Annotated in this window: 23 protein-coding genes, 1 tRNA gene and 1 pseudogene; 11 read left to right on the top strand and 14 right to left on the bottom strand. The window is 56.4% G+C overall.

What is annotated here, in order from left to right; all coding sequences use genetic code 11:
* The first annotated feature begins 8 nt into the window (after positions 1 to 8).
* The 3 genes from B5G37_RS02900 to B5G37_RS02890 all read left to right on the top strand — a co-directional run bounded on the left by B5G37_RS02900 (position 9) and on the right by B5G37_RS02890 (position 2,678).
* Positions 9 to 1,007, top strand: coding sequence for an O-acetyl-ADP-ribose deacetylase (locus B5G37_RS02900; RefSeq protein WP_087253619.1), 999 nt, complete (start codon positions 9 to 11; stop codon positions 1,005 to 1,007).
* A gap of 92 nt (positions 1,008 to 1,099) precedes the next feature.
* On the top strand, positions 1,100 to 1,759 hold the full coding sequence (locus B5G37_RS02895; RefSeq protein ID WP_087253616.1) for a vWA domain-containing protein: 660 nt from the start codon (positions 1,100 to 1,102) through the stop codon (positions 1,757 to 1,759).
* Positions 1,760 to 1,919: 160 nt separating this feature from the next.
* Positions 1,920 to 2,678, top strand: coding sequence for a MerR family transcriptional regulator (locus tag B5G37_RS02890; RefSeq protein WP_087253615.1), 759 nt, complete (start codon positions 1,920 to 1,922; stop codon positions 2,676 to 2,678).
* Between the two features lie 47 nt (positions 2,679 to 2,725).
* Here B5G37_RS02890 and B5G37_RS02885 read toward each other — a convergent pair whose 3' ends face one another.
* The 6 genes and pseudogenes from B5G37_RS02885 to B5G37_RS02860 all read right to left on the bottom strand — a co-directional run bounded on the left by B5G37_RS02885 (position 2,726) and on the right by B5G37_RS02860 (position 6,031).
* Complete coding sequence (locus B5G37_RS02885) at positions 2,726 to 3,235, bottom strand: helix-turn-helix transcriptional regulator (RefSeq protein WP_087253614.1); 510 nt, start codon at positions 3,233 to 3,235, stop codon at positions 2,726 to 2,728.
* Positions 3,236 to 3,307: 72 nt separating this feature from the next.
* Positions 3,308 to 3,703 (bottom strand): SRPBCC family protein, encoded by a 396-nt coding sequence (locus tag B5G37_RS02880; RefSeq protein WP_087253612.1) that lies wholly within the window; start codon positions 3,701 to 3,703, stop codon positions 3,308 to 3,310.
* A 13-nt stretch (positions 3,704 to 3,716) separates the two neighbouring features.
* Entirely contained in the window at positions 3,717 to 4,139 is a 423-nt protein-coding gene (locus B5G37_RS02875) for a nuclear transport factor 2 family protein (RefSeq protein WP_087253609.1), read from the bottom strand.
* Positions 4,140 to 4,171: 32 nt separating this feature from the next.
* Positions 4,172 to 4,795, bottom strand: a pseudogene (locus B5G37_RS02870) (GyrI-like domain-containing protein); the annotation flags it as partial.
* 2 nt (positions 4,796 to 4,797) lie between these two features.
* Complete coding sequence (locus B5G37_RS02865; protein WP_087253607.1) at positions 4,798 to 5,118, bottom strand: TfoX/Sxy family protein; 321 nt, start codon at positions 5,116 to 5,118, stop codon at positions 4,798 to 4,800.
* Positions 5,105 to 6,031, bottom strand: a complete 927-nt coding sequence (locus tag B5G37_RS02860; protein ID WP_087253604.1) for a YafY family protein — start codon at positions 6,029 to 6,031, stop codon at positions 5,105 to 5,107. The genes B5G37_RS02865 and B5G37_RS02860 overlap by 14 nt, the downstream gene beginning before the upstream one ends.
* A 146-nt stretch (positions 6,032 to 6,177) precedes the next feature.
* Between B5G37_RS02860 and B5G37_RS02855 the strand changes: the two genes are divergently transcribed.
* Positions 6,178 to 6,627, top strand: a complete 450-nt coding sequence (locus B5G37_RS02855) for a GNAT family N-acetyltransferase (RefSeq protein WP_087253600.1) — start codon at positions 6,178 to 6,180, stop codon at positions 6,625 to 6,627.
* A 79-nt stretch (positions 6,628 to 6,706) separates the two neighbouring features.
* Here B5G37_RS02855 and B5G37_RS02850 read toward each other — a convergent pair whose 3' ends face one another.
* The gene (locus tag B5G37_RS02850; protein ID WP_087253596.1) at positions 6,707 to 7,876 is read right to left on the bottom strand and encodes a Fic family protein; all 1,170 of its coding nucleotides are present in this window, start codon (positions 7,874 to 7,876) and stop codon (positions 6,707 to 6,709) included.
* A gap of 131 nt (positions 7,877 to 8,007) precedes the next feature.
* Positions 8,008 to 8,259, bottom strand: coding sequence for a hypothetical protein (locus tag B5G37_RS02845; RefSeq protein ID WP_087253594.1), 252 nt, complete (start codon positions 8,257 to 8,259; stop codon positions 8,008 to 8,010).
* Positions 8,260 to 8,360: 101 nt separating this feature from the next.
* On the opposite strand from B5G37_RS02845, the gene B5G37_RS02840 reads away from it, so the two are divergent.
* On the top strand, positions 8,361 to 8,582 hold the full coding sequence (locus B5G37_RS02840; RefSeq protein WP_087253591.1) for a helix-turn-helix transcriptional regulator: 222 nt from the start codon (positions 8,361 to 8,363) through the stop codon (positions 8,580 to 8,582).
* 102 nt (positions 8,583 to 8,684) lie between these two features.
* On the opposite strand, the gene B5G37_RS02835 is transcribed toward B5G37_RS02840, so the two are convergent.
* Positions 8,685 to 9,272 carry a helix-turn-helix domain-containing protein gene (locus B5G37_RS02835; RefSeq protein ID WP_087253588.1) on the bottom strand — a complete coding sequence of 196 codons (588 nt, stop codon included), beginning with the start codon at positions 9,270 to 9,272 and terminating at the stop codon, positions 8,685 to 8,687.
* A 271-nt stretch (positions 9,273 to 9,543) separates the two neighbouring features.
* Between B5G37_RS02835 and B5G37_RS02830 the strand changes: the two genes are divergently transcribed.
* A complete protein-coding gene (locus tag B5G37_RS02830) occupies positions 9,544 to 10,185 on the top strand; it encodes a hypothetical protein (RefSeq protein ID WP_087242577.1) in 642 nt (213 codons plus the stop codon).
* 361 nt (positions 10,186 to 10,546) lie between these two features.
* Here B5G37_RS02830 and B5G37_RS15905 read toward each other — a convergent pair whose 3' ends face one another.
* Positions 10,547 to 10,885 carry a helix-turn-helix transcriptional regulator gene (locus B5G37_RS15905; protein WP_334260211.1) on the bottom strand — a complete coding sequence of 113 codons (339 nt, stop codon included), beginning with the start codon at positions 10,883 to 10,885 and terminating at the stop codon, positions 10,547 to 10,549.
* A 1,004-nt stretch (positions 10,886 to 11,889) separates the two neighbouring features.
* Positions 11,890 to 11,965: transfer RNA gene (locus tag B5G37_RS02815), tRNA-Pro, on the bottom strand.
* Between the two features lie 474 nt (positions 11,966 to 12,439).
* On the opposite strand from B5G37_RS02815, the gene trmB reads away from it, so the two are divergent.
* A complete protein-coding gene (gene trmB / locus B5G37_RS02810) occupies positions 12,440 to 13,606 on the top strand; it encodes a tRNA (guanosine(46)-N7)-methyltransferase TrmB (protein WP_087253583.1) in 1,167 nt (388 codons plus the stop codon).
* Between the two features lie 42 nt (positions 13,607 to 13,648).
* Here trmB and B5G37_RS02805 read toward each other — a convergent pair whose 3' ends face one another.
* Complete coding sequence (locus B5G37_RS02805) at positions 13,649 to 14,377, bottom strand: hemolysin III family protein (protein ID WP_087253580.1); 729 nt, start codon at positions 14,375 to 14,377, stop codon at positions 13,649 to 13,651.
* Positions 14,378 to 14,646: 269 nt separating this feature from the next.
* Between B5G37_RS02805 and hemW the strand changes: the two genes are divergently transcribed.
* From hemW to B5G37_RS02790, 3 genes are all read left to right on the top strand, one after another.
* Positions 14,647 to 15,846 (top strand): radical SAM family heme chaperone HemW, encoded by a 1,200-nt coding sequence (hemW, locus tag B5G37_RS02800; protein WP_087253578.1) that lies wholly within the window; start codon positions 14,647 to 14,649, stop codon positions 15,844 to 15,846.
* 91 nt (positions 15,847 to 15,937) lie between these two features.
* A complete protein-coding gene (locus tag B5G37_RS02795) occupies positions 15,938 to 16,381 on the top strand; it encodes a SpoVA/SpoVAEb family sporulation membrane protein (RefSeq protein ID WP_087253575.1) in 444 nt (147 codons plus the stop codon).
* A gap of 87 nt (positions 16,382 to 16,468) precedes the next feature.
* Entirely contained in the window at positions 16,469 to 19,015 is a 2,547-nt protein-coding gene (locus B5G37_RS02790; RefSeq protein WP_087253572.1) for a TetM/TetW/TetO/TetS family tetracycline resistance ribosomal protection protein, read from the top strand.
* A gap of 45 nt (positions 19,016 to 19,060) precedes the next feature.
* Here B5G37_RS02790 and B5G37_RS02785 read toward each other — a convergent pair whose 3' ends face one another.
* On the bottom strand, positions 19,061 to 20,254 hold the full coding sequence (locus B5G37_RS02785; protein ID WP_087253570.1) for an ATP-binding protein: 1,194 nt from the start codon (positions 20,252 to 20,254) through the stop codon (positions 19,061 to 19,063).
* Between the two features lie 118 nt (positions 20,255 to 20,372).
* Between B5G37_RS02785 and B5G37_RS02780 the strand changes: the two genes are divergently transcribed.
* Complete coding sequence (locus B5G37_RS02780; RefSeq protein WP_087253567.1) at positions 20,373 to 20,909, top strand: NUDIX hydrolase; 537 nt, start codon at positions 20,373 to 20,375, stop codon at positions 20,907 to 20,909.
* Here the strand turns inward: B5G37_RS02780 and B5G37_RS02775 are convergent.
* Positions 20,899 to 21,270 carry a hypothetical protein gene (locus tag B5G37_RS02775; protein WP_087253564.1) on the bottom strand — a complete coding sequence of 124 codons (372 nt, stop codon included), beginning with the start codon at positions 21,268 to 21,270 and terminating at the stop codon, positions 20,899 to 20,901. The genes B5G37_RS02780 and B5G37_RS02775 overlap by 11 nt on opposite strands.
* Positions 21,271 to 21,342: the final 72 nt, after the last annotated feature.

Here is a 21,342-nt window from a genome sequence, read left to right as displayed (position 1 = left end):
GTGCGGTCATGCCCCTGCATATCGTACGAAATGATATTACCACCATGAAGGTGGATGCCATCGTCAACGCTGCCAAAGAGAGCTTGTTGGGCGGGGGAGGTGTGGACGGCGCTATCCACCGTGCTGCCGGGCCGGAGCTGCTGGCCGAGTGCCGCACCCTGGGCGGCTGCAAAACGGGACAGGCCAAGATCACAAAGGGCTACCGGCTGCCGGCAAAGTTTGTCATCCACACCGTTGGCCCCGTATGGCGGGGTGGCAGCCACGGGGAGCGGGAACTGCTGGTCTCGGCCTATCGCTCCTCTCTGGAAGTGGCCCTGGCCCATGGGTGTGAAACCGTGGCGTTTCCGCTCATCTCTTCCGGAGTGTACGGCTACCCCAAGGATCAGGCCCTGAAGGTGGCTGTGGATACCATCGGGGATTTCCTGCTCTCCCACGACATGACGGTGTACCTGGTGATCTTCGACCGGGCCGCCTACACCATCGGCGGAAAACTATTTGCCGATATTGCCGCCTATATTGATGACTTCTATGTGGATGCCCACACCGACAGCCGGGAGATCCAGCGTCGCCGGATGGCTATGGCCTCCATGCCCATGGAGGAATCGGAGTGTATGCCTGCCCCCTGTGCCACGGCGCCCTCTGGTCTAGATGAAGCCCTCAGCAAACTGGACGAGAGCTTCTCTCAAATGCTGCTGCGGAAAATCGACGAGCGGGGTATGACCGACGCCCAGTGCTATAAAAAGGCCAACATCGACCGCAAACTGTTCTCCAAGATCCGCTCGGATGTCCACTATAAGCCCTCCAAGCCCACCGCCATGGCCTTCGCCATTGCCCTGGAACTGCCGCTGGAGGAGGCCCAGGAGATGCTGGGAAAGGCGGGCTTTGCTTTCTCTCATGCCAGCAAGTTCGATATTATCGTGGAGTATTTCATTGCCCACCGGAACTACAACATCTTCGAAATCAACGAGGCTCTGTTCGCATTCGATCAGAGCCTGCTGGGCGGCTGAATGGATTTGTCGCCCACCAGGCGACCATGAAATGCTCAGATCCCCCTATACTGTGCTTGTAAACAAAACAACACAGCATAGGGGGAATTTTTATGAAGAACAATTTGACAGAGCTCGTTTTTATCCTGGATTGCAGCGGCTCCATGCAGGGGCTGGAAGGGGACACCATCGGCGGCTTCAACGCCATGATTGAAAAACAGAAGAAGGAGCCGGGCGAGGCCTTCGTCTCCACCGTCCTCTTTGACGATGAGACCGAGGTACTCCATGACCGGATGAAGTTGGGCGAGATTCGCCCCATCACCGAAAAAGAGTACTATGTCCGGGGCTGTACCGCCCTGCTGGACGCCATCGGCGGAGCCATCCATCATATTGGGAACATCCATAAGTACGCCCGGAGCGAGGATGTGCCGGAGCATACCCTGTTCGTCATCACCACCGACGGCATGGAGAATGCCAGCCGCCGCTATTCGGCGCAAAAGGTGAAGGAGATGATCCAGCGGCAGAAAGAAAAATACGGCTGGGAGTTTCTCTTCCTGGGGGCCAACATCGACGCAGTAGAGACGGCGAGCCATCTGGGCATTGCCCCCGACCGGGCGGTGAACTACCACTGCGACAGTGAGGGTACCCGCCTCAACTACGAGGTGGTGGGCCAGGCCGTGGCAGCCGTCCGGTGTAGCGCACCTTTGGATAAACACTGGAAAGACGCCATTGAGGAGGACTTTCAAAAGCGGCAGAAGAAGGGACGGCGGTAATTTGCCGTCAAAACGGATGAGGGACGGAGGCTACGCATCCGTCCCTCATCGATGCTTGGAATATGGGGAGCGGTTGCAACCAGAAATTAAAAAACTTTAGAATTTCCTCTTGACTCTGACGCTCCGTCAACTGGTACTATATTTCCAAGGAGGGATATCTATGGAGTATTCCATTCAGGAACTGTCGCGCCTGTCCGGGGTGACCACCCGCACCTTGCGCTGGTACGACCAGATCGGGCTGCTGAAGCCCAGCCGGGTAGCGGAGAGTGGCTACCGCTATTACGGCGGGGCGGAGGTGGACCGGTTGCAGGACATTCTCTATTACCGGGCCCTCGGGGTGGAGCTGGCCCGGATCAAGGAATGTCTGGACGATCCCTCCTTTGACCGTCTGGCTGTCCTGCGAAACCACCTGGCCGCTTTGGAGGCGGAGCGGGAGCGGCTGGAACAGCTCATCCGGTCGGTGAAAGACACCATCGGAGCAGAAGAAAGGAACGAGATCATGAGCGACGAGCAGAAATTTGAGGCGCTCAAGCAGCGCACGGTAGCCCATAACGAGGAAACTTACGGGGCGGAGATCCGCGCCAAGTATGGCGACCAAGAGGTGGATGAGGCCAACGCCACAGTGATGAACCTGACCCGGGAACAGTACCAGGAGTGGACGGACCTGGGCCGGGAGATTCAGGAGCGGCTGGAGGCCGCTGTTCAGGCCGGGGTGTCTCCGGAGAGCCAGGAGGGCAAGGAAATCTGTACTCTCCACCGCCGGTGGCTCACCACCACCGGAAACCGGTACGACCCGGTCAGACACCGGGGGATTGCGGAGCTGTATGTGATGGATGAGCGATTTACCGCCTACTATGACAAACAGGTACCCGGCTGCGCCCGCTTCCTGCGGAACGCCGTGGCCCATTGGGTAAAGTAAAACACGGTCAGAGGCCTCCGGCTATTCGCCGGGGGCCTCTGACTCTCTTATACCTTTTTCCGCGTCAGGAAAACGCCGACCGCAGCCGCAATCAGGACAAAGGGAGCCAGCCGGACAAAAAGCCATTCAAAGGCGTGATAGACTGTGCCTGCCACGGCGAGCTCCGGGTCATGAAAATCCCAGCCCAGGTAAGGACTGCTGACCGCCAGCATAGCCGCAAACAATACCACAATGATTCCGCATACTGCAATCAGCGACCAGTGCAGCGCAGATCTTCTGAGTGTCTTTCTCCGGGCAAACTGCAAATTGATGATCTCCAGCTTTTCCGAGAGGGCTTTGACGGTATCTGCATCCGACTCCACCACATTCTCTCCAAGCAGCGTGCTCACGGGTGTCTCCAGGGCCTCCGACAGGGCAATGAGCAGATCGGAGTCCGGGACGGACAATCCCTGCTCCCATTTTGAGATGGTCTGCCGCACTACATTCACCTTGACCGCCAGCTCCTGCTGGGAAAGCCCCTTAGATTTCCGGATGGCTTTGATGTTTTCATTGAGCATGTGGGCTCACTCCTTTCGGCCCCATTGTAGGGAAAACGGCCCGTTGCCGCAAGCAACGCAGAGTAACACGGCTTATTTTTGCAGTTCTCGCCGCAAATCGTCCAGATACAGCTTCTGCTGACGCTTTAGATAGCTGGGGACAAAGGGGCGCATCCACCAGTGCTTGGCGTTGACCGTCTCGGTGCAATGGAGCCGGGTACCGCCCTCTGCCGCTTCGAAGATCCCCTCCCAGGAGCCGGACATATTGCCGTTTTCCATGGTGAAGGCCCAGCGGCGAAGTAGCTCCCAGGCCGTGACGGTAAAGTCTGTGGCGTAGCCGCTCTTGGCGTGCTCCACGAAATGGATTTCGTCCAAGATTTCCACCTGGGCCAAATCGCTGCGCCAGGCGGTATTTGTGAGATCAGTTATCGTCTGCCACACCTGTTCCACCGGGCAGGGAAAATACTCTGTCACCCTGGAAGTTGCCATACCAATGCTCCTTTCAAAACCACAATGCCTGCTCTCTCCGGAACACCGGGGTGTCCCCTTGGGCGTAGGGGTCGTAGCGGTTCTCGTTGCAGCCGAATTCCTGCAAAAAGCAGATCTGTCCCGCCTCGTTCCAGCGGATGAGGGAAAGGCCGTCAAAGCTCTGGATGGTGCCGTCCGTCATGGCGCAACGGAAAGCCCACTCCACCACGGTCTGGTCTCCCTTGTGGAAATACTCTCGGATATCCCAGTGTTCCACGGTGCCCCGGGTGTTCCACTCGTCAAACCATAGTTTAATTTTTCTGCTGCCGTGGTACTCCGGCCCCCAGCTTTCGATGTAGACGGCATCGGGGGCAAAGAGTTCCTCAATCCCTGTGTCCTGCTTGTCCAGCCACATGGAAAACCAGCGGCGGACCTGTGCTTCCCTCTGTTCCTGCATATCCATAGCTGCCTCCAACTCCATGACACGCATTTCACCGGCTGTCGGATGACGGTTTTCATCTTTTCCGGCTGGCACCGCCGTACATCGCTCAGGTAGATCTCGTGGTGGAACCGGCCCTGACTGAAATCCAACGCATAGCCCTGTTCCGTGGCATACTCCTCCATGGCCGCCACAGTGGCGGGCTCGTTGTCATAGGGGCCGATGTGCATACACTGGACGCACAGCCCTTCCTCCCAGGAGAAGAACTCCGCTGCGGAGAAGTCCCGCTGCTTTTTCTCTGAGGCCTCCCGGACGGCCCAGCGGAAGGCCTCTTCCGTCACAAACTCCGGCAGGCGGATGAGAGAGATCCATTGGAAGTCCTTCTTGCGGGCGTAGTCCACGCCGTGAATGCCCTCCTGCCACCAAAGACCCTCCAGGGGCGGCACCACATAGTCGAAGTAACCCTCTAGCTGGTGCTTGCCCATCTTGCTCATTTTGATGGTATAGGCCAAGGTATAGAGTAATTCCAGGGCCTGTTTGTAGGCACCGTCCTCCTCATTTGGATCGCCCTGGCCACGCACGGCCAGGAAGTTCATGGCCGGTACCGTGACGATGCTCGGTGTCCTGGGGGGCAGATAAAATTCCTTGTACTCTTTCTTATAGTCAAAGGCCACGGCTATTTCCTACTCTTCTTTGGCTGGGCCTGAAGGGCCAGACAGGTGAGGCGGGTAAGAGCGGTTATGGTGTCCCGGTCGTCCACATCCTCCACCCAGATGTAGTCATTAGCCCCCTCATAGGGTGGAGCCTTGGGCAGATGGGGAAATGCCGCCTCCCCCGCCGGGGTGACCTTGACAAAAAGCTGGTCGTCACAGATGACGGCTAAGAACACCTCGTCGCAGTAGAGACCGTATTCCCCGAACATCTTCCGGCTGCGGATGGCTCCGGCTTCCCGTAGCTGCTCGGCCACATAGTCCACAAAATTCTTATGAGAGGCCATGATGATCCCCCTTTCGGTAACGATGGGCCAGTGTTTCGGTCAGTTCCCGTAGCTGCTCACGTAATTCTGCCGGCTCCAGCAGCTCCGCCTTATCTCCAAAGGTCAAAACCCAGCTGAGCACGCTGTCCCCATCGGGAAACCCGCCGGTGAAGCGCAGCCGTCCGTCTGGCTCTACGGTGAAACAGTCCGCCCCGTATTCCTCCACCAGCCGCCAGCGGCAGGATGGATCAAAGAGAACGGTGACCTGGTATTTTACCGGAAAGACCTGTTCCGGTTCCAGGTTGGGCAGGGGGGCGCAGCGAGGAGCAAAGGCTTCACCGCTGGTAAGCTCCGTCATACGGTTGAGCTTAAACAGGCGGAAATCCTCCCGCATTTGGCACCAGCCCCACACATACCAGGTGGACCAATGAAATACCAGATAGTAGGGTTCTATGGTGCGCACCGATTCCTCCTTGGGAGAGAAGTAGGTGAAACGGATGGTGCGGTGCTGCTCCATGGCCCATTGGATTCGCTCGATTTTTGGTGGCAGACTGGTCTTGTACCAGGAAGCCAGGTCAATGAGTATATGTGCGCCGTCGGCTACCAGTCCGCCTGTCCCAGCAGACAGCTTTTCCATCAGCTGGGCGTAACGCTGGGTGCCACAGACGCTGTCCAGGCTTCGCAGCCCCGCCAGAATAGCCTGCATCTCCGGGTCAGTGAGTACCGTGCGGTCCACCCGGTAGCCCTCCATGATGGAGATGCCGCCCCCAGAACCCTGTGTGGTGGCGATGGGAATGCCTGCCCGGCACAGGGACTCAATGTCACGCTGGATGGTCCGGCGGGACACCTCGAACTGCTCCGCCAGCTCCGGGGCGGTGACCTTCTCCCGCTGGAGTAGGATGGACAGGATACCGATAAGCCGCTCCATTTTCATGGGAACCACCGCCTTTCCTGGTTCTGACTGCATTATAGCACAAGAACACGACAACTGTGTGTCATGTTTCTCAAAGAATTGCAGCGGCTCATATCGTATGGTATCATAGTCCCACTAAGACCGTCGGGAAGAGGATGGATCATGCCATGAAAATCAGAAAAGTGGAAACCGACAAAAAGAGATACCTGGATTTGCTGCTGCTGGCCGACGAGCAGGAGAACATGATCGACCGCTATCTGGAGCGGGGAACCATGTATGTGTTGGAGGACGACGGCGTCAAGGCCGAATGTGTGGTGACAGATGAGGGAGACGGCATTCTGGAACTGAAAAACCTCGCCGTGGAGCCTGCCTTTCAGGGCAGGGGCTACGGAAAGAACATGGTGGACTTCCTTGTCCGTACTTACAAGGAGCAGTATACGGTGCTGCAGGTGGGCACCGGAGACAGCCCGTCCACGATTCCGTTTTATGAATCCTGCGGATTTCGTAGGCACCATCTGGTCAAGAACTTTTTTACTGACCACTACGACCACCCCATCTATGAGTGTGGGGTGCAGCTGGTAGACATGGTGTACCTGCAAAGGGAGCTGAGCCCGTAGGCGTATCAGTTTTTAACAAGCTATAAACAAAGAATAGCGCCTTCCGGAATCTGCGGGTTTCGGAAGGCGCTTCTTAGGCTTATTTTGCAATTTGATACTTGATGCGATTGCCGTATTTTGCAGAGCGCAGCAACCCAAGTTTTTCAAACTTGAGTACAAATCCACGGATGGTTGCGTAGGCCGCATTGCCAAAGTCCTTTTCCAGCTGCTTGGTGGAGAACTGGCCTTCCCCATAAGCGGTGAGGACAAACTGCCACAGGGCCTGTTCTTTTTCTGTGACATCGCCCCGGGACAAAGCGTTCTGGAAGGTTTCTGTGGTGTTGGGATCGGGCAAAGCCGAGACCAGCTTGTGGTACACATTTTCAATGAAATAGGTCAGACAAGGCGTCACATCCATGACTCCGCTGATCTTCGCATTCTGCTCTGCCAATGTGTAGGCGTTGTAGTAACCCCGGCGGCTCTTCTCCACATACTCAGACAGCGGAACAAACAGAGCGGAGGAATACCGCTGCTGCACCAGATACCACAGGTGTATCAGTCGGGCCATTCTGCCGTTGCCGTCAAACCAGGGATGCAGATAAGCAATGTAGAAGTGGATGAGCGCCGCTTTCAGCAGGTCGTTCATGGCGGATTCCTGATGGATAAACTCCACCAGATTCCCCATATACTCCGGAAGCATCTGCCAGGGAAGGCCGGTGTGCTCCACTTTGTCACCCACAATATACACGCTGTCATGGCGGTATTTATGGCCGGGCAGGAGCTGATCCTCCTCCGGTAAAAGCGCCCCAATGGTAAGCTCATAGAGCTGGTGGATGCTCTCCTCGCTGATCGTATGCTGAGGATTACTGATAAACTCCAGACCCTTCTTCATGCCGTAGATACGGTTTTCACTCTCGCTTATGGGGGCGTAGCCGGACAAAATCCTGCGGACGCTGTCCCGTGAGGTGTCGATCTGCTCGATGGAGAAGGTGGAGAGGATTTCGTCCTCCATAGCCTTTCTGCCATAGACCTGGCTGCTGCTCTGGGGTGTCAGCAGCACCTTGGCCGCCGACAGCTGAACCTGGGCAACAGAATCCAGATAGACCAGATTCTTGCCATTGAAATCCTTTAGCGGCAGAGGCTTATAAAAACCGCTGTCAAGCAGCGCCACAAATTCCTTCAGATCCGCCTGAGGGTATTTGTAGCCAAGTTTTTTCAGGTCGATGATGCTTTTGTCGGAGAGCATCTTGGCAAACAATCCGGCATCCATGGTGTTCACCTCTGATATGACATAGTATCAATTAGTATCAGTATAACAAAGGATCTCCACCGTTGCAAGCGTTTATACAAGCATTGTGCCGCTGGATCATCTGTTGATATTCAGCGGGCGGTTACTCGTCGTCATCCAAAATCATGCCGGCTGCCGCCGTTGGAACCCAGTGCCTCAAAGGCACAGACAATTTCCTCGATTTGTTGAAAGCATTCGCTGTCCGCCAATGTGTCATCCTCCAGGATGGCTTTAATTTTGCCCAGGGCCTTGTAGCATTCCAACTCCACAATCTTTGTTACGTCTGTATGGATGAGTTCCGGAAAGGAGACCTGGATTTTTTCGTTTGCCAACACATGACAAAGGATTTCCTGATACAGCTCCATGCAACCACCGCCTTAGTACTTATAAGTTCTACAATCGACATTGTAATGAAAATTTGCGGTATCGTCAATAGTATCAATCAGTACTAAAGGCGGTGGGCGGTATGTTATTTCAACGACTGAGAGATTTGCGGGAGGACAGGGATCTGCGGCAGGAGGATGTGGCGGAAATTTTAGGGATCACCCAGACGGTGTATTCCCGCTACGAGCGTGGCTTTCAGACCATTCCGGTGATTCATCTTCTGAAATTGGCGGACTACTATAAGGTGTCCACGGATTATATCCTCGGGCGAACCAACAACAGCAAGCCGTATGATGTAAAATGAATAATCCCAAATACAAGTTTGATAAAACGCAAAAAATCGCCTGAATAGGCGGCTTTTTAATTAAAATATGGGGTTTCAAACTTCGAATGTCGTCACGCCGAATTATCGTACTTGCTTCATCATTAGTCCGTGGCGATTGCAGTAGCAGTAGAGGTATCCTCTGCCTTGGAAGCGGAATCTGCATTCAGCATTTCCCTCCGGGTAAAGTTTCATCATCTGAAACTTGTTGGATGTCACGTAGGCCAAAAAAGATATGTAGTGGGATTTGTGCATGGGGTGATGGACGGTGATGAACTGCTCATCTTCCACCTGTTCTATCTGGATTTCATGGTGTTCATCCAACGGTTCAGCCTCAAAAGCCGGAAGGGAAACACCGCAGCAGCTGATCACGGTATCGCCCATGGAGTGAATGACGTTGCCGCAGATGGGGCAGACATACAGTTTGGAGCGGAGCAGATTGGCGGACTTATTTTGGTTGATGACGGCATCACCTTTCATCAGCTCCATGACGGAGACACCCAGGGCGGAGGAGAGAGGCTCGATGAGTGAGATGTCCGGCAGTCCTTTGGCAGTTTCCCACTTGGAAATGGTCTTGCTGCTGACATCGATCTTATCTGCAAGTTCTGCCTGCGTCATCTTTTTCTGCTCCCGCAGCTGCTTGATGGTGTTGCCGGTGACATATAAGTTCATGAGTTTGGTCTCCTGTACAAAGATTTTATCGAGATTATAACAGGAGAGGTGCGGCTCCACAACCTACGCAGCGTAGACATACAGCCAGGAACGGCAGAGAATGCCAGCGGCTTCATGGAAACGGCCACGGCCAAGCCGGAACCGCCTATAACGCACGAAAAAGCAAACCTCGCCATATTCAACCAGCAGTTCAATGACAATTGATCAAGTTTGGAGTATGCTTGACCCATCAAATCGTTCCGCCGGGGAGTGACATAGGGAGGTATGATCCATGAATATGAAAGATGCGTTTCGATTCCAGAATAAACTGAAAGGCCTGATGTGTGAGGCCACTGCCATCCTTCAGGACCGACGCAATATCGTCAAGGTCAAGACCACTCATCTTCGGAGCAAGGTCATGTCCGATGCCCAGGATGCTGTAGTGGAGGAAACTGCGCCCAGTGAGTATGCCGGCCATGCCAACCAGGTAGCCGCCTTCCTCATGTCCTTGCTGGAGGAGCGGGAGAAATTGTGCCGGGCTATCCATGCCGCCAAGAACGCATTGGATTTGGATATGGACAGCGAGGTGGGCCTGAACCGGCAGCGTCAGGAGTTGGCTGAGGTATTCCGCCACATGACCATGCTTCGCAACAGTGAAAAGACCATTGCCGGCGGAGGCTCCGGCTTCCGATTCAACGGCGAGGGAAACCAGGTCTCCTACCGCTGTGATGCCACGCAGGTCACCACCATCGACTTTGACCGGAACAAGATCCGAGGCATGGCCACGGCGCTCAGCAAGAGGGCCGACGAGATCTCCATGTCCCTGGACAAGTGTCTGGTCAACACCGAGGTATCCTATGAGCCGCCCTTTGACATGAATGACAGCTTTGAGGACATCCTCAGCGACTTCATCGAAAAGAGCACGGCTGCATAAATGCCGTCACCACACCTTCAGGTGTGGTGGGCGTGGCAGAATGGATAGGCAGTGATGATCGGTTCAGGCGCAGATGAATTATGATGCTGCGCATCCCCCGGCAAAGAATGGACTGCATCTGATGAATGCAACATGAGCTCATAACTCATTGTGAAAGGCTCGTCAGTCGACTCCATCCTCGTCCACCGAAATACTGTCATTTCTAACACACATCCATTGTCAAAAGCAGGATTCGACCTTACGCTTCTCTGATATTTGCCATAATGGCGTGATATTCTCTTTATGAAGTCGCTTGTTCACCCAAGGGCTGCGGCCGTCCGGCAGGATCGCGGCAGGCCTATGGACACAGGCGGATAAGGATCTAAGCGGTTTTGAAATTCTGCCATGCCCACTGTACCTGAAGAAATTTCCACATAAAAAGACCTGAGCAGCAGGCGGCTGCCTGCTGCTCCAAAGAAACGATATGAGAAGTGGAGATGATGATCTCGTTCATCGGCACCTGGAGCAAAGCGCTCAGTGCATAGAGGTTATCTACACTGGGAAGGCTCTGGCCCCGTTGCCATTTGTAGATGGCTTGCGGCTCCTCAAATCCGAAATAGTGCTGGAGATCTCGGACTGTCAGGCCGCGATCCTTCCGGAGTCGGCAGATATTCGCCCCGGTAGCCACAGGATCGATGACAGGAAACTGAATCATGGACATATGGATCGCCTCCATTCATTAGGATGTCTCCGCCTCAGCGGAGTATCTTAGCATACCTGATGTGCTCTGAAATAGCAAGTGATCTTTGCCATTTGTAATGAAATCGTTATAGAGGAGTCTGCTATGGGAACATTCACGGTGCCATCAGTATATCAGCCAGCTATTGCTGCGCTATGCCCTCTGGGGTGATCACACCAAGACAAAAAGAAGGAGATGATCAGCTGTGACGCAGTTGATTCCATTGGACAAACGCAGTAAGAATGCCCGGCGGGAATACCACGCAAAACAGCGTGGCTCCTGGCACGGGGTCAACCCTATCACCCGGACCGTACAGAGCAGGAAGACTTATGACAGAGCAAGAGTTAAACAAGCGGATCGCCGAGATCTTGGGATCTACTAAAAACGAGCCCGGATGTGGTCGACGTTCTGGCCGCCAATATCGCCGCACCCAGTGCGTCAGGCACTCAGACCATCTTCTGTTTTTGATTCAACACAGCAGGTATGCACCAAACATGGGGTATATCAAGGGAGACTATGAGAGATTAAGAACGTTACTTCATTCCGGACTGCACGTTCAGTATATGAAGTCCAGCAATTGTCAACGGTATCTGAAGCGAAGATCCAATCGAAAGGTCCGTAAGTATTTCGGCCTATCGAAGAAGGGCAACCAGTATCGCAAAGTGTTCGAATACTGGTGGACGCTCTATTGAATTTAAGATAGGTCAAAGATTGACTTATAGCAGGAGAAATCCTACTTCACGACCTACGCAGCGTAGACATACGATCAGGAGTAGCCGACAACGGCACCGATAGGAACGGCAAAATGCGGAAGTTTCCCCGTTAGGGATGGGTTAGGGATTTGGCTGTTTCGGCAGCCATCCTCGCTCATGTGCCTGCCGCTGTTTTGGCCCTTGAATCACCACGAAACAGCAAATAGAAAAACTGCAAAAATCGAACAAAAAACGCAGAAAAACCGAATAAATAGGCGGCTTTTCTGCGAAATTTGGTCCGAGTGACAGGATTCGAACCTGCGACATCCTGCTCCCAAAGCAGGCGCGCTACCAACTGCGCTACACCCGGATATGGATTTTTCCAGTTGTGGTCAAACATGTGGTCAACGCCGATTTTTGACCAGTTCCCGGCGAGGGGTAAAAATCCGTCAGTCTTAGCGTCCCAGAGCTTTCCGGGATTTTAAGAAAGTGCGGCTCGATCTCCGGCCTCACGCTCCCAAAGCAGGCGCGCTACCAACTGCGCTACACCCGGATATGGAATTTTCCAATTGTGGTCAAACATGTGGTCAACGCCGGTTTTTGACCAATGGCTTTGGCGGAAATGGTTCCCGCTTCTAGTAGTGTCCCAGCGGGTTGCGGGGTTGCGCTTTATCCCTCATGGATGAAGCCCGCACGCTCCCAAAGCAGGCGCGCTACCAACTGCGCTACACCCGGATATTTTGTTTTGGACGGATTTATATTATAGCGGATTTTCTTGCCCTTGGCAAGAGTTTATGATATGATTTTCTCGACTTTCTTTTCAGTATATGATGAGGTGAGCCCTATGAGAATGCGAAAGAAGAAGAATTTGGACCGGCGCATGGAATCTTGCGCCGAGTTGTGGATTAAAGACCCCACCGCCCAGCGTGGAAAGTGGCGGGAGTTGATGCCTCAGGCCCAGGGGCTGCGGCTGGAGCTGGGCTGCGGCAAGGGCCGGTTTACCGCAGAGACGGCAGCAGCCCACCCTGAGGACCTGTATGTGGCCGTGGAGCGGGTGCCGGATGCCATGGTGATTGCTATGGAACGGTGCCGGGAGAAGGGGCTGCACAACGTCTTTTTCATCGACGGAGACGCCGCCTGTCTCAGCGAATACTTTGCCCCCGACGAGGTAGACCTGCTCTACATCAACTTCTGTGACCCCTGGCCCTCTGTGAAGCACTCCCGCCGTCGCCTGACCCATGAGAACTTTTTGCGCGGCTACCGTCAGGTGCTGCGGGACGGGGGTCAGATCCACTTCAAATCGGACAACCGGGATCTGTACGAGTGGTCTCTGTTCCAGTTTCCTAAGGCAGGTTTTGAATTGTCTGAGGTCACCCGCAACCTGCACGAGCACGGGATTTGTGGCATCATGACCGACTACGAGGAGAAGTTCCACAACCTTGGTACCCCCATCAACCGGTGTGTGGGCACCAAGGTGGCACTGCCCGACGTGCCGGTGCTGGTTGCTTTGGGCCAGCGTCTGCCTCAGTTTGAGATTCACAGCGTGACAGAAGAAGAGTTGCCCGCTGTGTTGGCCCTGATGGAGGGGAATGCCTCTTATTACGACATCCAGGGCCAGGAGAAGCCCTCTCTGCGTAGCATCCGGGAGGATATGGCTTCTCTGCCTCCCCGGTGTGCCCAGCAGGACAAGCACTATGTGGGCCTGTGGAAGGATGGAAAGCTGCACGCTGTGCTGGACCTGGCGGAGGGCTATCCCCGGGAGCGCACCCTTTGGGTGGGCTTTTTCATGGTGGACGCCCAGTTGCATCGCCAGGGCGTCGGCCGTGCTGTGGCCCAGGCTCTGCCTGGAGCGGCAGCCGATGCAGGCATGGACAGCATCCGCTTGGGTTGCCTGAAGGGAAATGTCCAGGGACATGATTTCTGGCTGTCCATGGGCTTCCAGGACCTGCGAGAGGGTGAGGCCCAGGGTGGCAGCGCCGTTTGGATCATGGAACAGCTGGCAGAACATTAAAAAAGTGGCCTTTCCTTATTGGAAAGGCCACTTTTTATAGGATTACAGAGGAAGCAACACGTGATACACCATCATAAAGTGAGCCACCGAGCCCAGCACGATGAACACGTGGAAAATCTCGTGGCAGCCAAACCGGGGATTGTCCCGGGCGGGCCATTTCAGAGCGTACAGCACTCCGCCGATGGTGTACAGGATGCCACCGGACAACAGCCATGCTACTCCAGAAGCCCCCAAGGTGACATAGAGGGGATAAATGGCGATGACGGCCAGCCAACCCATGGCGATATACACCGTGGAGGTGAGCCACCGGGGGCAGTTGATCCACAACAGCGTCATCACCAGACCGGCGATGGCCAGAGCCCAGATGATGCCGAACATGGACCAGCCCCAGGGGCCACGCAGAGCTGTAAGACACACCGGGGTGTAGGTGCCGGCGATGAGAAAGTAGATGGAGGCGTGGTCATATTTGCGCAGGGCGATGCGTTTGCTGGCAGTGGTGTGTACCGAGTGGTAGAGGGTGGAGGCGGTATACAATCCGATCATGGACAGACCATAGATGGAGAAGGACACCAGCTTCCAAATGTCCCCGCCGGTGGCCACAGTCTGAACCAGAAGAATCACAGTGCCAAGGATGGCCAGGGCAGCCCCAATGCCGTGGGTGATGGCGGACCAAGGGCGCAGACCATCGAAGGGGGTGCGTCCGTGCTCCTGAGGGCGTCTCCGAGGACGAGGCAGGGCGTCGAAGGGATCGGGAGTGAGTGCGTGTTCCATAAAGACACCATCCTTTCTGAAGGGTATTATATCATGCCCACCTTAATATATCAAGAAGAATATCATTAAATGTAATGATAAAAATTATATTCCAAAAATAGGTTCGATTGAATTGAGGCGGCAAATGTGGTATCATAACTCTAGAGATGGCTATGATGCTCTGATTCTAGCCGCTTTTCTTGCCCCTTATGGGGCCGCCGAAGGAGGCGATGCTGGCTTGACTGGCATGGCGTCGGCAAAGCAAATTTCCAAGAGCGGGAGGCGAGACTATGGGAGAGTGCTTGGGGTTGTATGTGCACATTCCATTTTGCCGCAGCAAGTGTGATTACTGCGACTTTTATTCGCTGGCGGGTAAGGAAGATCGCATGGACGACTATCAGAAGGCTCTGTTGCGCCATATTGTGGAGAGTGGAGCCGTGGCCCGCAGCTATGCCCTCAACAGCATATACATTGGGGGCGGGACGCCTACCTGGTACGGAGAGAAGCGGCTGGTGGAGCTGTTACGCACCATCAAGCGGCGGTTTTGCCTGTCTAAGGACGTGGAGATCACCCTGGAGGCCAACCCGGACAGCGTGGACGTAAAGATGTTGCGCCACCTGCGGCGGGTGGGTGTGAACCGCATTTCCATGGGCATGCAATCGGGAAACGACCAAGAGCTGTGTGCCATACACCGACCCCACACCTATCAGCAGGTGGTGGAGGCCGTGGCGGCGGTGCGCCAAGCTAAAATTCAAAATTTAAATCTGGATTTGATTTACGGCCTGCCGGGCCAGACCCAGGAGAGCTGGGAGGAGACGGTGGAAAAGGCGTTGGATCTTGCCCCGGAACATCTTTCCTGCTATGGCTTGATGGTGGAAGAGGGTACGCCGCTGGCCCAGCGTGTGGCCCGGGGCGAGACTTTGCCCGATGAAGATCAACAGGCAGCCCTATACCTGTGGACGGTGGAGCGGCTGGCCAAAGCGGGATATGAACAGTACGAGATCTCCAATTTCGCCAAGTCCGGCCGTCAATCCCGGCATAATATGAAGTATTGGATGGGACATCCGTACATGGGGCTGGGGGCCGCGGCCCACTCCGACTTTGGCGGACGGCGCTACTCCTTTGTCTCCGACTTGGATTCCTATATCCAGGGGATGCTCCAAGGGGGCGAAGTGGTGGATGAATCGGAGGAGATCACTCGCCGGGAGCGGGGCAGCGAGTATTTGATGCTGCGCCTGCGTACCGTTCACGGCATTGATGAGTGGGAGTACCGCCGGGAGTACATGATGAATTTTGAGCCCCTTGCGGCCAAACTGGCAGAATTCGAACAACGGGGATGGGCCCGCCGTCGGGGACGCCGATGGCAGTTTACCCCGGAAGGGTTCCTGTTATCCAATCAGCTCATTGGGCAGCTGTTGGAGTTGCAGGAGAATGCCACTCTGGGGGGAACGCTGGAGCGCATTCGCAGACAAAAACAAGAGGAGACCTGATGAAGCGGGTGGACGGTAGAGACGTGTCGTCCACCCGTTTTGATGAATAGAACGGCAGCATCTGGACATACTGGAACGGAGGTGATGTGCCATGAACATGAGCAACGAAGAATATCAACGGTATGTGATGGCCCGGGCCAAATCTTCCCCCACCGGAAAGAATTTGGTTTGGGCGTTTTTGGTGGGCGGCGGCATCTGTGGAGTGGGCCAGGGGCTGAGCACTCTCTACGAGAGCTGGGGGGCTGGGGAAAATGCCCTGGCGTTTGTTTCTCTGACGTGGGTGTTTGTGGCAGCCTTCCTCACGGGAATCGGGGTGTTTGACGACATTGCCCGCCGGGCTGGCGCAGGTACCCTGGTGCCTATCACCGGTTTTTCCAACGCCATGGTGTCCCCGGCTCTGGAATTTCAAAGTGAGGGACGCATCACAGGCACTGGCGCCAAACTGTTTACCGTGGCGGGGCCGGTGCTGGCCTATGGCGTGTTTGCCAGCGTGGTGTACGGCTGTGTGCTGATGGTGTACCGCATGTTTTTCTAAGATGCCTCTTGCCATATTTCCTGGAATCGGGTACTCTGGTGATACGAGAATTTTGGAAGCACCAGAGAAAAGGCAGGGGAATACCCAATGAAACGACTGACCACGGGCATCTTGGCCCATGTGGATGCGGGAAAGACAACCTTAACAGAGGCCATGCTCTATGTCACGGGGAGCATCCGGCACTTGGGCCGGGTGGACCACGGGGACGCCTTTTTGGACACCCAGGAGTTGGAGCGGGAGCGAGGTATCACCATCTATGCCAAGCAGGCCATTCTGCGCCGGGGTGACCTGGAGCTGACTCTGGTGGACACCCCGGGACATGTGGACTTTTCTGCGGAGACAGAGCGGGTATTGCAAGTGCTGGACTGTGCCATTTTGGTGCTCAGCGCTGCCGACGGGGTGCAGGGCCACACGGAAACTCTGTGGCAGCTGCTCACCCAGGCGGGGGTTCCCACCTTTGTCTTTGTCAACAAAATGGACCAGCCCAATGGGGGAAAGACGGCTATCCTCCAGCAGTTGGAGGGACGGCTGGGCCATGGCTTTGTGGATATGGCCGACCCCCAGGCCCGGGGCGAGGGGGCAGCTATGTGCAGCGAGGAACTCATGGAGCGCTACCTGGCCGGGGAGGAATTTACCCAGGAGGAATTGGCGGCGCTGGTGACCCAGCGGCAGCTGTTCCCCGTGTACTTTGGCTCTGCCCTGCAAGTGGACGGGGTGGAAGCGCTGCTGGACGGGGTAGAGCGGTATACTCTGGAACCAGAGTGGCCGGAAGCCTTTGGAGCTCGGGTGTTCAAGATCACCCGGGACGAGAAGGGGGAGCGGCTGACCTGGCTGAAGGTGACGGGAGGGAGACTGCAGGTGCGGGAGGTCCTCCGGGGGAAGCAGTGGGAGGAGAAGGTCAACCAGATCCGGCTGTACTCCGGGGCCAAGTTTACCGCTGTGGATGTAGCCACCGCTGGAACGGTGTGCGCCGTCACCGGCCTGACCCACACCGCAGCCGGGGAAGGTTTGGGCTGTGAAGAGAACTGGAACGGCCCCCAACTGGAGCCGGTGCTGTCCTATCAGGTAATCCCGCCTCAGGGGGTGGACGCCACCACCCTGTTGGAGCGGCTGCGCCGTCTGGAGGAGGAAGATCCCCAGCTACAGGTGGAGTGGGAGCCCCATGGGGAGCAAGTGCGGGTGAAGCTCATGGGCCAGGTGCACCGGGAGGTGCTGGAGCGGGAGCTGTGCCGCCGCTTCGATCTGGACGTGACCTTTGGCCCGGGCAGCATCGTCTACCTGGAAACCCTGGCCAAACCGGTGGAAGGCGTGGGACACTTTGAGCCCCTGCGCCACTACGCCGAGGTACATTTGCTGCTGGAGCCCCTGGAACGGGGGGCGGGCATCCAAATTGATACCGTTTGCCCCGAGGATGTGCTGGACGGAAACTGGCAGCGGCTTATATTGACCCACCTGGTGGAGCGGCAGCATCTGGGGGTGCTCACCGGTTCCCCCATTACGGATGTGAAGTTGACTCTGCTCACCGGCATGGGACACTTGAAGCACACGGAAGGGGGCGACTTCCGCCAGGCCACCTATCGGGCCATCCGCCAGGGCCTGATGATGGGGGAGAGCATCCTGTTGGAGCCCTGGTACACCTTCCGTCTGGAGGTGCCCGGGGAGAGTGTGGGCCGGGCCATGACCGACGTGCAGCGTATGTGCGGCGAGTTTGAAGGTCCCCAGATGCAGGGGGACCGGGCGGTGCTCACGGGATCCCTGCCCGTGTCCGAAGTGGGGGACTACTGGAGCCAAGTGGCGGCCTACACCCAGGGCCGGGGCCGGTTCTCCTGCCGCCTGGACGGGTACCGCCCCTGTCACAACACGCCCCAAGTGGTGGAGGAGCGGGGCTATGACCCGGACCGGGATGTGGACAACCCCTCAGGCTCGGTGTTCTGCGACCATGGAGCGGGCGTGCATATCCCCTGGAACGAGGTGCGCTCCCACATGCACGTGGACAGCGGCTGGAGGCCAGAGGAGGAGCGGGCCCGAAAGGCACAGCCCACCACCCCACCGATGCAACGGGGCTACGCTTCTCAGGTGGCCTTGGATAAGGAGCTGGAGGAGATTTTTGCCCGTACCTATGGTGCGGTAAAGCCCCGGGCCTTTCAGCCGGTGAGAGCGGTGGCCAAACCCAAGGAACGCAAGTGGAAGGGGTTGAAACCCCGCACAGGCAAGGAGTATGTACTGGTGGATGGATACAACATCATCCACGCCTGGGACGACCTGTCCGCTTTGGCCCGAGAGGATTTGGACGGAGCCCGGGCCAAGCTCATTGACCTGCTGCGCAACTATCAGAGTTGGCGAGGCTGCCAGGTGATTGTAGTGTTTGATGCCTACAAAATCAAAGGCGGCAAGGGCTCGGTGGAGAAGTTGGGGGATTTGTACGTGGTGTACACCAAGGAGGCGGAGACCGCCGACATGTACATTGAGCGCACCACCTACCAGCTCAGCCGGGACAACCGGGTGCGGGTGGCCACCTCTGACGGCCTGGAGCAGATGATTATTCTGGGTCACGGAGCACAGCGGATGTCTGCTGCCGAATTAAAATATGAAGTGGATCAGGTGATGGCCCAGATTCGGGACGCCATCCGATAAGAAACACCCCCACAACCGGGCAACCGGTTGTGGGGGTGTTGATTCTTACAGGGACAGCACAAATTGCAGTGCTGTGCGGGGCGTAGTGGAGCCGTGATGCCGTTCCCAGGCAATGGCCTGCTGATGGAGTTGCTCAGGGGGCAAGGTGCACCCCTGCTGTGCGGCCAGCTGGTCCACCAGGGCCAGATACTCGTCCCGGCGCAGCCCTTCGTAAAGGATGCGGATGCCGAAGCGGTCGGCCAGGGAGGTTTTCTCCCGGATGGTCTCGTTGCGGTCCATCTCGTCCCCGGCTCGCTCCGAAATGGTTTGCCGCACCAGGTGGCGGCGGTTGGAGGTGGCGTATACCGCCACATTTTGGGGCCGACGTTCCACGCCGCCCTCCAGGATGGTTTTCAGCACCGAGTAGGTGGGGTCATCCCGGTCGAAGGTGAGGTCGTCAATGAAGATGATAAACTTCAAAGGATGGCCTTCCAAAGAGCGGATGAGAGCGGGAAGGCCGGACAGGTTCTCCTTGTCCGCCTCGATGAGCCGCAGCGGCTCCATTCCAGGCAGGGTGAGCAGGTGCTTGACGGTGGCGGACTTTCCGGTGCCGCTCTCGCCGTAGAGCAGCACGTTGTTGACGTATTTGCCAGCCAGCAGAGCCCGGGTGTTTTGCACCACCTGATCCCGGTGGCGGTCGTATCCCAGCAGCTGCTCACCCGTGGGACAGTCGGGGTTGGCCACGGGGATGAGGGAGCCGTCCTCCCATACAAAGGCTTTGTACCGGGCCAGCAGGCCGATGCCCTCCTGGCGGTAAGCGCGGCTCAAATCTGCAAAGTCAAAGGAGGCCTCCTGGGGCCAGCGGGGAAGGGAAGGTAGGATTTGGTTCGTCTGGGGGGAGAGCGCAAAATGGATGGACATGACCCAGGTGTCACAGGGGATATCCGCCAGCTGCTGAAGGGTGGAGATGTCCTCCTGGGCGGCTCGCTCCAAATGGGGGGGACAGTCTCCCCGGGCGACGGCGGTGGGGTAGGGGCCTTCGGACCAGCGCATAGCCTGGTACAGCCACTCCCCCAGGCTGGAACAGCCCTCCTGGTGTAGCTGGGAAAACAGCTGACAGTATGCGTTGACAGCTGTCAGCCCGTCTTTTTCTTGCAATGCCTGGGTCAGCTGGGACAACGTCACCATGACGGGCCGGTCCAACAAATCCCGATATGCAGACAGCGTGGATAGTTTGATGGAAACATGGGAGAGTTCCATGGTAGTCACCTCATTGCTTCTCTAGTGTGATAAAGTCATTATACAAGTTTTTCCCTCCTATGGCAATGGGGAGAAAAGTGTGCTATACTCAGGGAAACGACAAAGGAGGCTTTGTGGTATGGAACTGATGGAAAAGACACTCACCAGCAAGCTGGTGTATGACGGAGGGCTGTTGAAGGTCCATTATGACACGGTGGAGCTGGTCAACGGGCGCACTTCCTGGCGTGAGGTGATCCGCCACCCCGGGGCTGTGGTTATGGTGCCTGTGGACGATGAGGGTAATGTGTATCTTGTACGGCAGTACCGCTACCCCTATGCCAAGGTGCTCCTGGAGGTGCCCGCAGGCAAGCTGGAGTACGGCGAGGACCCCTTTGAGGCAGCCAAGCGGGAATTGAGCGAGGAGATCGGCGCCGAGGCGAAAGAGTGGATTTCCATGGGGGAGATGCTGCCCACCCCCGGTTTCTGCGATGAGTTGCAGCATGTGTATCTGGCCCGGGGGCTGACCTTCGGGGAGATGCACCCGGACGAGGACGAGTTTTTGGAGCGGGTGAAGATGCCCCTGTCCCAGGCGGTGGAGATGGCCATTGACGGCACTCTGGAGGACAGCAAGACGGTGGCTTCCATCCTGCGGGCAGCGGGACGACTCAAGAAATAATGGGATCTGTGGGCGCGTCGGGCAGTTGTCCGGTGCGCCTGCGGTATTGTATCAGTTCAAACTGGATGAGGGCGGCCAGCAAAATGAGTCCGGCGGCCATCACTTCCCACTGCGCGGCGCACATTTCGGGGGCGTTTGCGGGGTCTGCCTCTTTCAGTCCTTTCAGGGCCTGGGTGAGGAAGAATCCCGAGCTGCCCAGAGTGAGGGCGGACTCGCCGCAGCGCAGAAGATAAAACCCGGTGGTCTGTCCGCGCTCGGCCTGACACAGGGTGTGCAGAGCCATGAGGGCGGCTACAAGAACTGCTATCAGGAAGGAAAAGTCGGAATTGACACTCCAGTCTGGCCCGGTGGGCTGGTCCATGCAGCTACCCCCTTTTTGTCATACTATGCGGCGAAAATGCAAAAAGTTCACATGAAAAATCCCCCTTTCTCA

It is taken from the genome of Pseudoflavonifractor sp. An85 (assembly GCF_002161235.1).
Taxonomy (GTDB): Bacteria; Bacillota; Clostridia; order Oscillospirales; family Oscillospiraceae; genus Enterenecus.
This window is presented reverse-complemented; position numbering and strand designations above follow the sequence as displayed.

What these genes read in the sequence shown, in the direction of transcription:
- B5G37_RS02900 (WP_087253619.1), top strand. Translation starts at nt 9, where the DNA reads ATGCCCCTGCATATCGTACGAAATGATATTACCACCATGAAGGTGGAT.
- B5G37_RS02895 (WP_087253616.1), top strand. Translation starts at nt 1,100, where the DNA reads ATGAAGAACAATTTGACAGAGCTCGTTTTTATCCTGGATTGCAGCGGC.
- B5G37_RS02890 (WP_087253615.1), top strand. Translation starts at nt 1,920, where the DNA reads ATGGAGTATTCCATTCAGGAACTGTCGCGCCTGTCCGGGGTGACCACC.
- B5G37_RS02885 (WP_087253614.1), bottom strand. Translation starts at nt 3,235, where the DNA reads ATGCTCAATGAAAACATCAAAGCCATCCGGAAATCTAAGGGGCTTTCC.
- B5G37_RS02880 (WP_087253612.1), bottom strand. Translation starts at nt 3,703, where the DNA reads ATGGCAACTTCCAGGGTGACAGAGTATTTTCCCTGCCCGGTGGAACAG.
- B5G37_RS02875 (WP_087253609.1), bottom strand. Translation starts at nt 4,139, where the DNA reads ATGCAGGAACAGAGGGAAGCACAGGTCCGCCGCTGGTTTTCCATGTGG.
- B5G37_RS02865 (WP_087253607.1), bottom strand. Translation starts at nt 5,118, where the DNA reads ATGGCCTCTCATAAGAATTTTGTGGACTATGTGGCCGAGCAGCTACGG.
- B5G37_RS02860 (WP_087253604.1), bottom strand. Translation starts at nt 6,031, where the DNA reads ATGAAAATGGAGCGGCTTATCGGTATCCTGTCCATCCTACTCCAGCGG.
- B5G37_RS02855 (WP_087253600.1), top strand. Translation starts at nt 6,178, where the DNA reads ATGAAAATCAGAAAAGTGGAAACCGACAAAAAGAGATACCTGGATTTG.
- B5G37_RS02850 (WP_087253596.1), bottom strand. Translation starts at nt 7,876, where the DNA reads ATGGATGCCGGATTGTTTGCCAAGATGCTCTCCGACAAAAGCATCATC.
- B5G37_RS02845 (WP_087253594.1), bottom strand. Translation starts at nt 8,259, where the DNA reads ATGGAGCTGTATCAGGAAATCCTTTGTCATGTGTTGGCAAACGAAAAA.
- B5G37_RS02840 (WP_087253591.1), top strand. Translation starts at nt 8,361, where the DNA reads ATGTTATTTCAACGACTGAGAGATTTGCGGGAGGACAGGGATCTGCGG.
- B5G37_RS02835 (WP_087253588.1), bottom strand. Translation starts at nt 9,272, where the DNA reads ATGAACTTATATGTCACCGGCAACACCATCAAGCAGCTGCGGGAGCAG.
- B5G37_RS02830 (WP_087242577.1), top strand. Translation starts at nt 9,544, where the DNA reads ATGAATATGAAAGATGCGTTTCGATTCCAGAATAAACTGAAAGGCCTG.
- B5G37_RS15905 (WP_334260211.1), bottom strand. Translation starts at nt 10,885, where the DNA reads ATGTCCATGATTCAGTTTCCTGTCATCGATCCTGTGGCTACCGGGGCG.
- trmB (WP_087253583.1), top strand. Translation starts at nt 12,440, where the DNA reads ATGAGAATGCGAAAGAAGAAGAATTTGGACCGGCGCATGGAATCTTGC.
- B5G37_RS02805 (WP_087253580.1), bottom strand. Translation starts at nt 14,377, where the DNA reads ATGGAACACGCACTCACTCCCGATCCCTTCGACGCCCTGCCTCGTCCT.
- hemW (WP_087253578.1), top strand. Translation starts at nt 14,647, where the DNA reads ATGGGAGAGTGCTTGGGGTTGTATGTGCACATTCCATTTTGCCGCAGC.
- B5G37_RS02795 (WP_087253575.1), top strand. Translation starts at nt 15,938, where the DNA reads ATGAACATGAGCAACGAAGAATATCAACGGTATGTGATGGCCCGGGCC.
- B5G37_RS02790 (WP_087253572.1), top strand. Translation starts at nt 16,469, where the DNA reads ATGAAACGACTGACCACGGGCATCTTGGCCCATGTGGATGCGGGAAAG.
- B5G37_RS02785 (WP_087253570.1), bottom strand. Translation starts at nt 20,254, where the DNA reads ATGGAACTCTCCCATGTTTCCATCAAACTATCCACGCTGTCTGCATAT.
- B5G37_RS02780 (WP_087253567.1), top strand. Translation starts at nt 20,373, where the DNA reads ATGGAACTGATGGAAAAGACACTCACCAGCAAGCTGGTGTATGACGGA.
- B5G37_RS02775 (WP_087253564.1), bottom strand. Translation starts at nt 21,270, where the DNA reads ATGGACCAGCCCACCGGGCCAGACTGGAGTGTCAATTCCGACTTTTCC.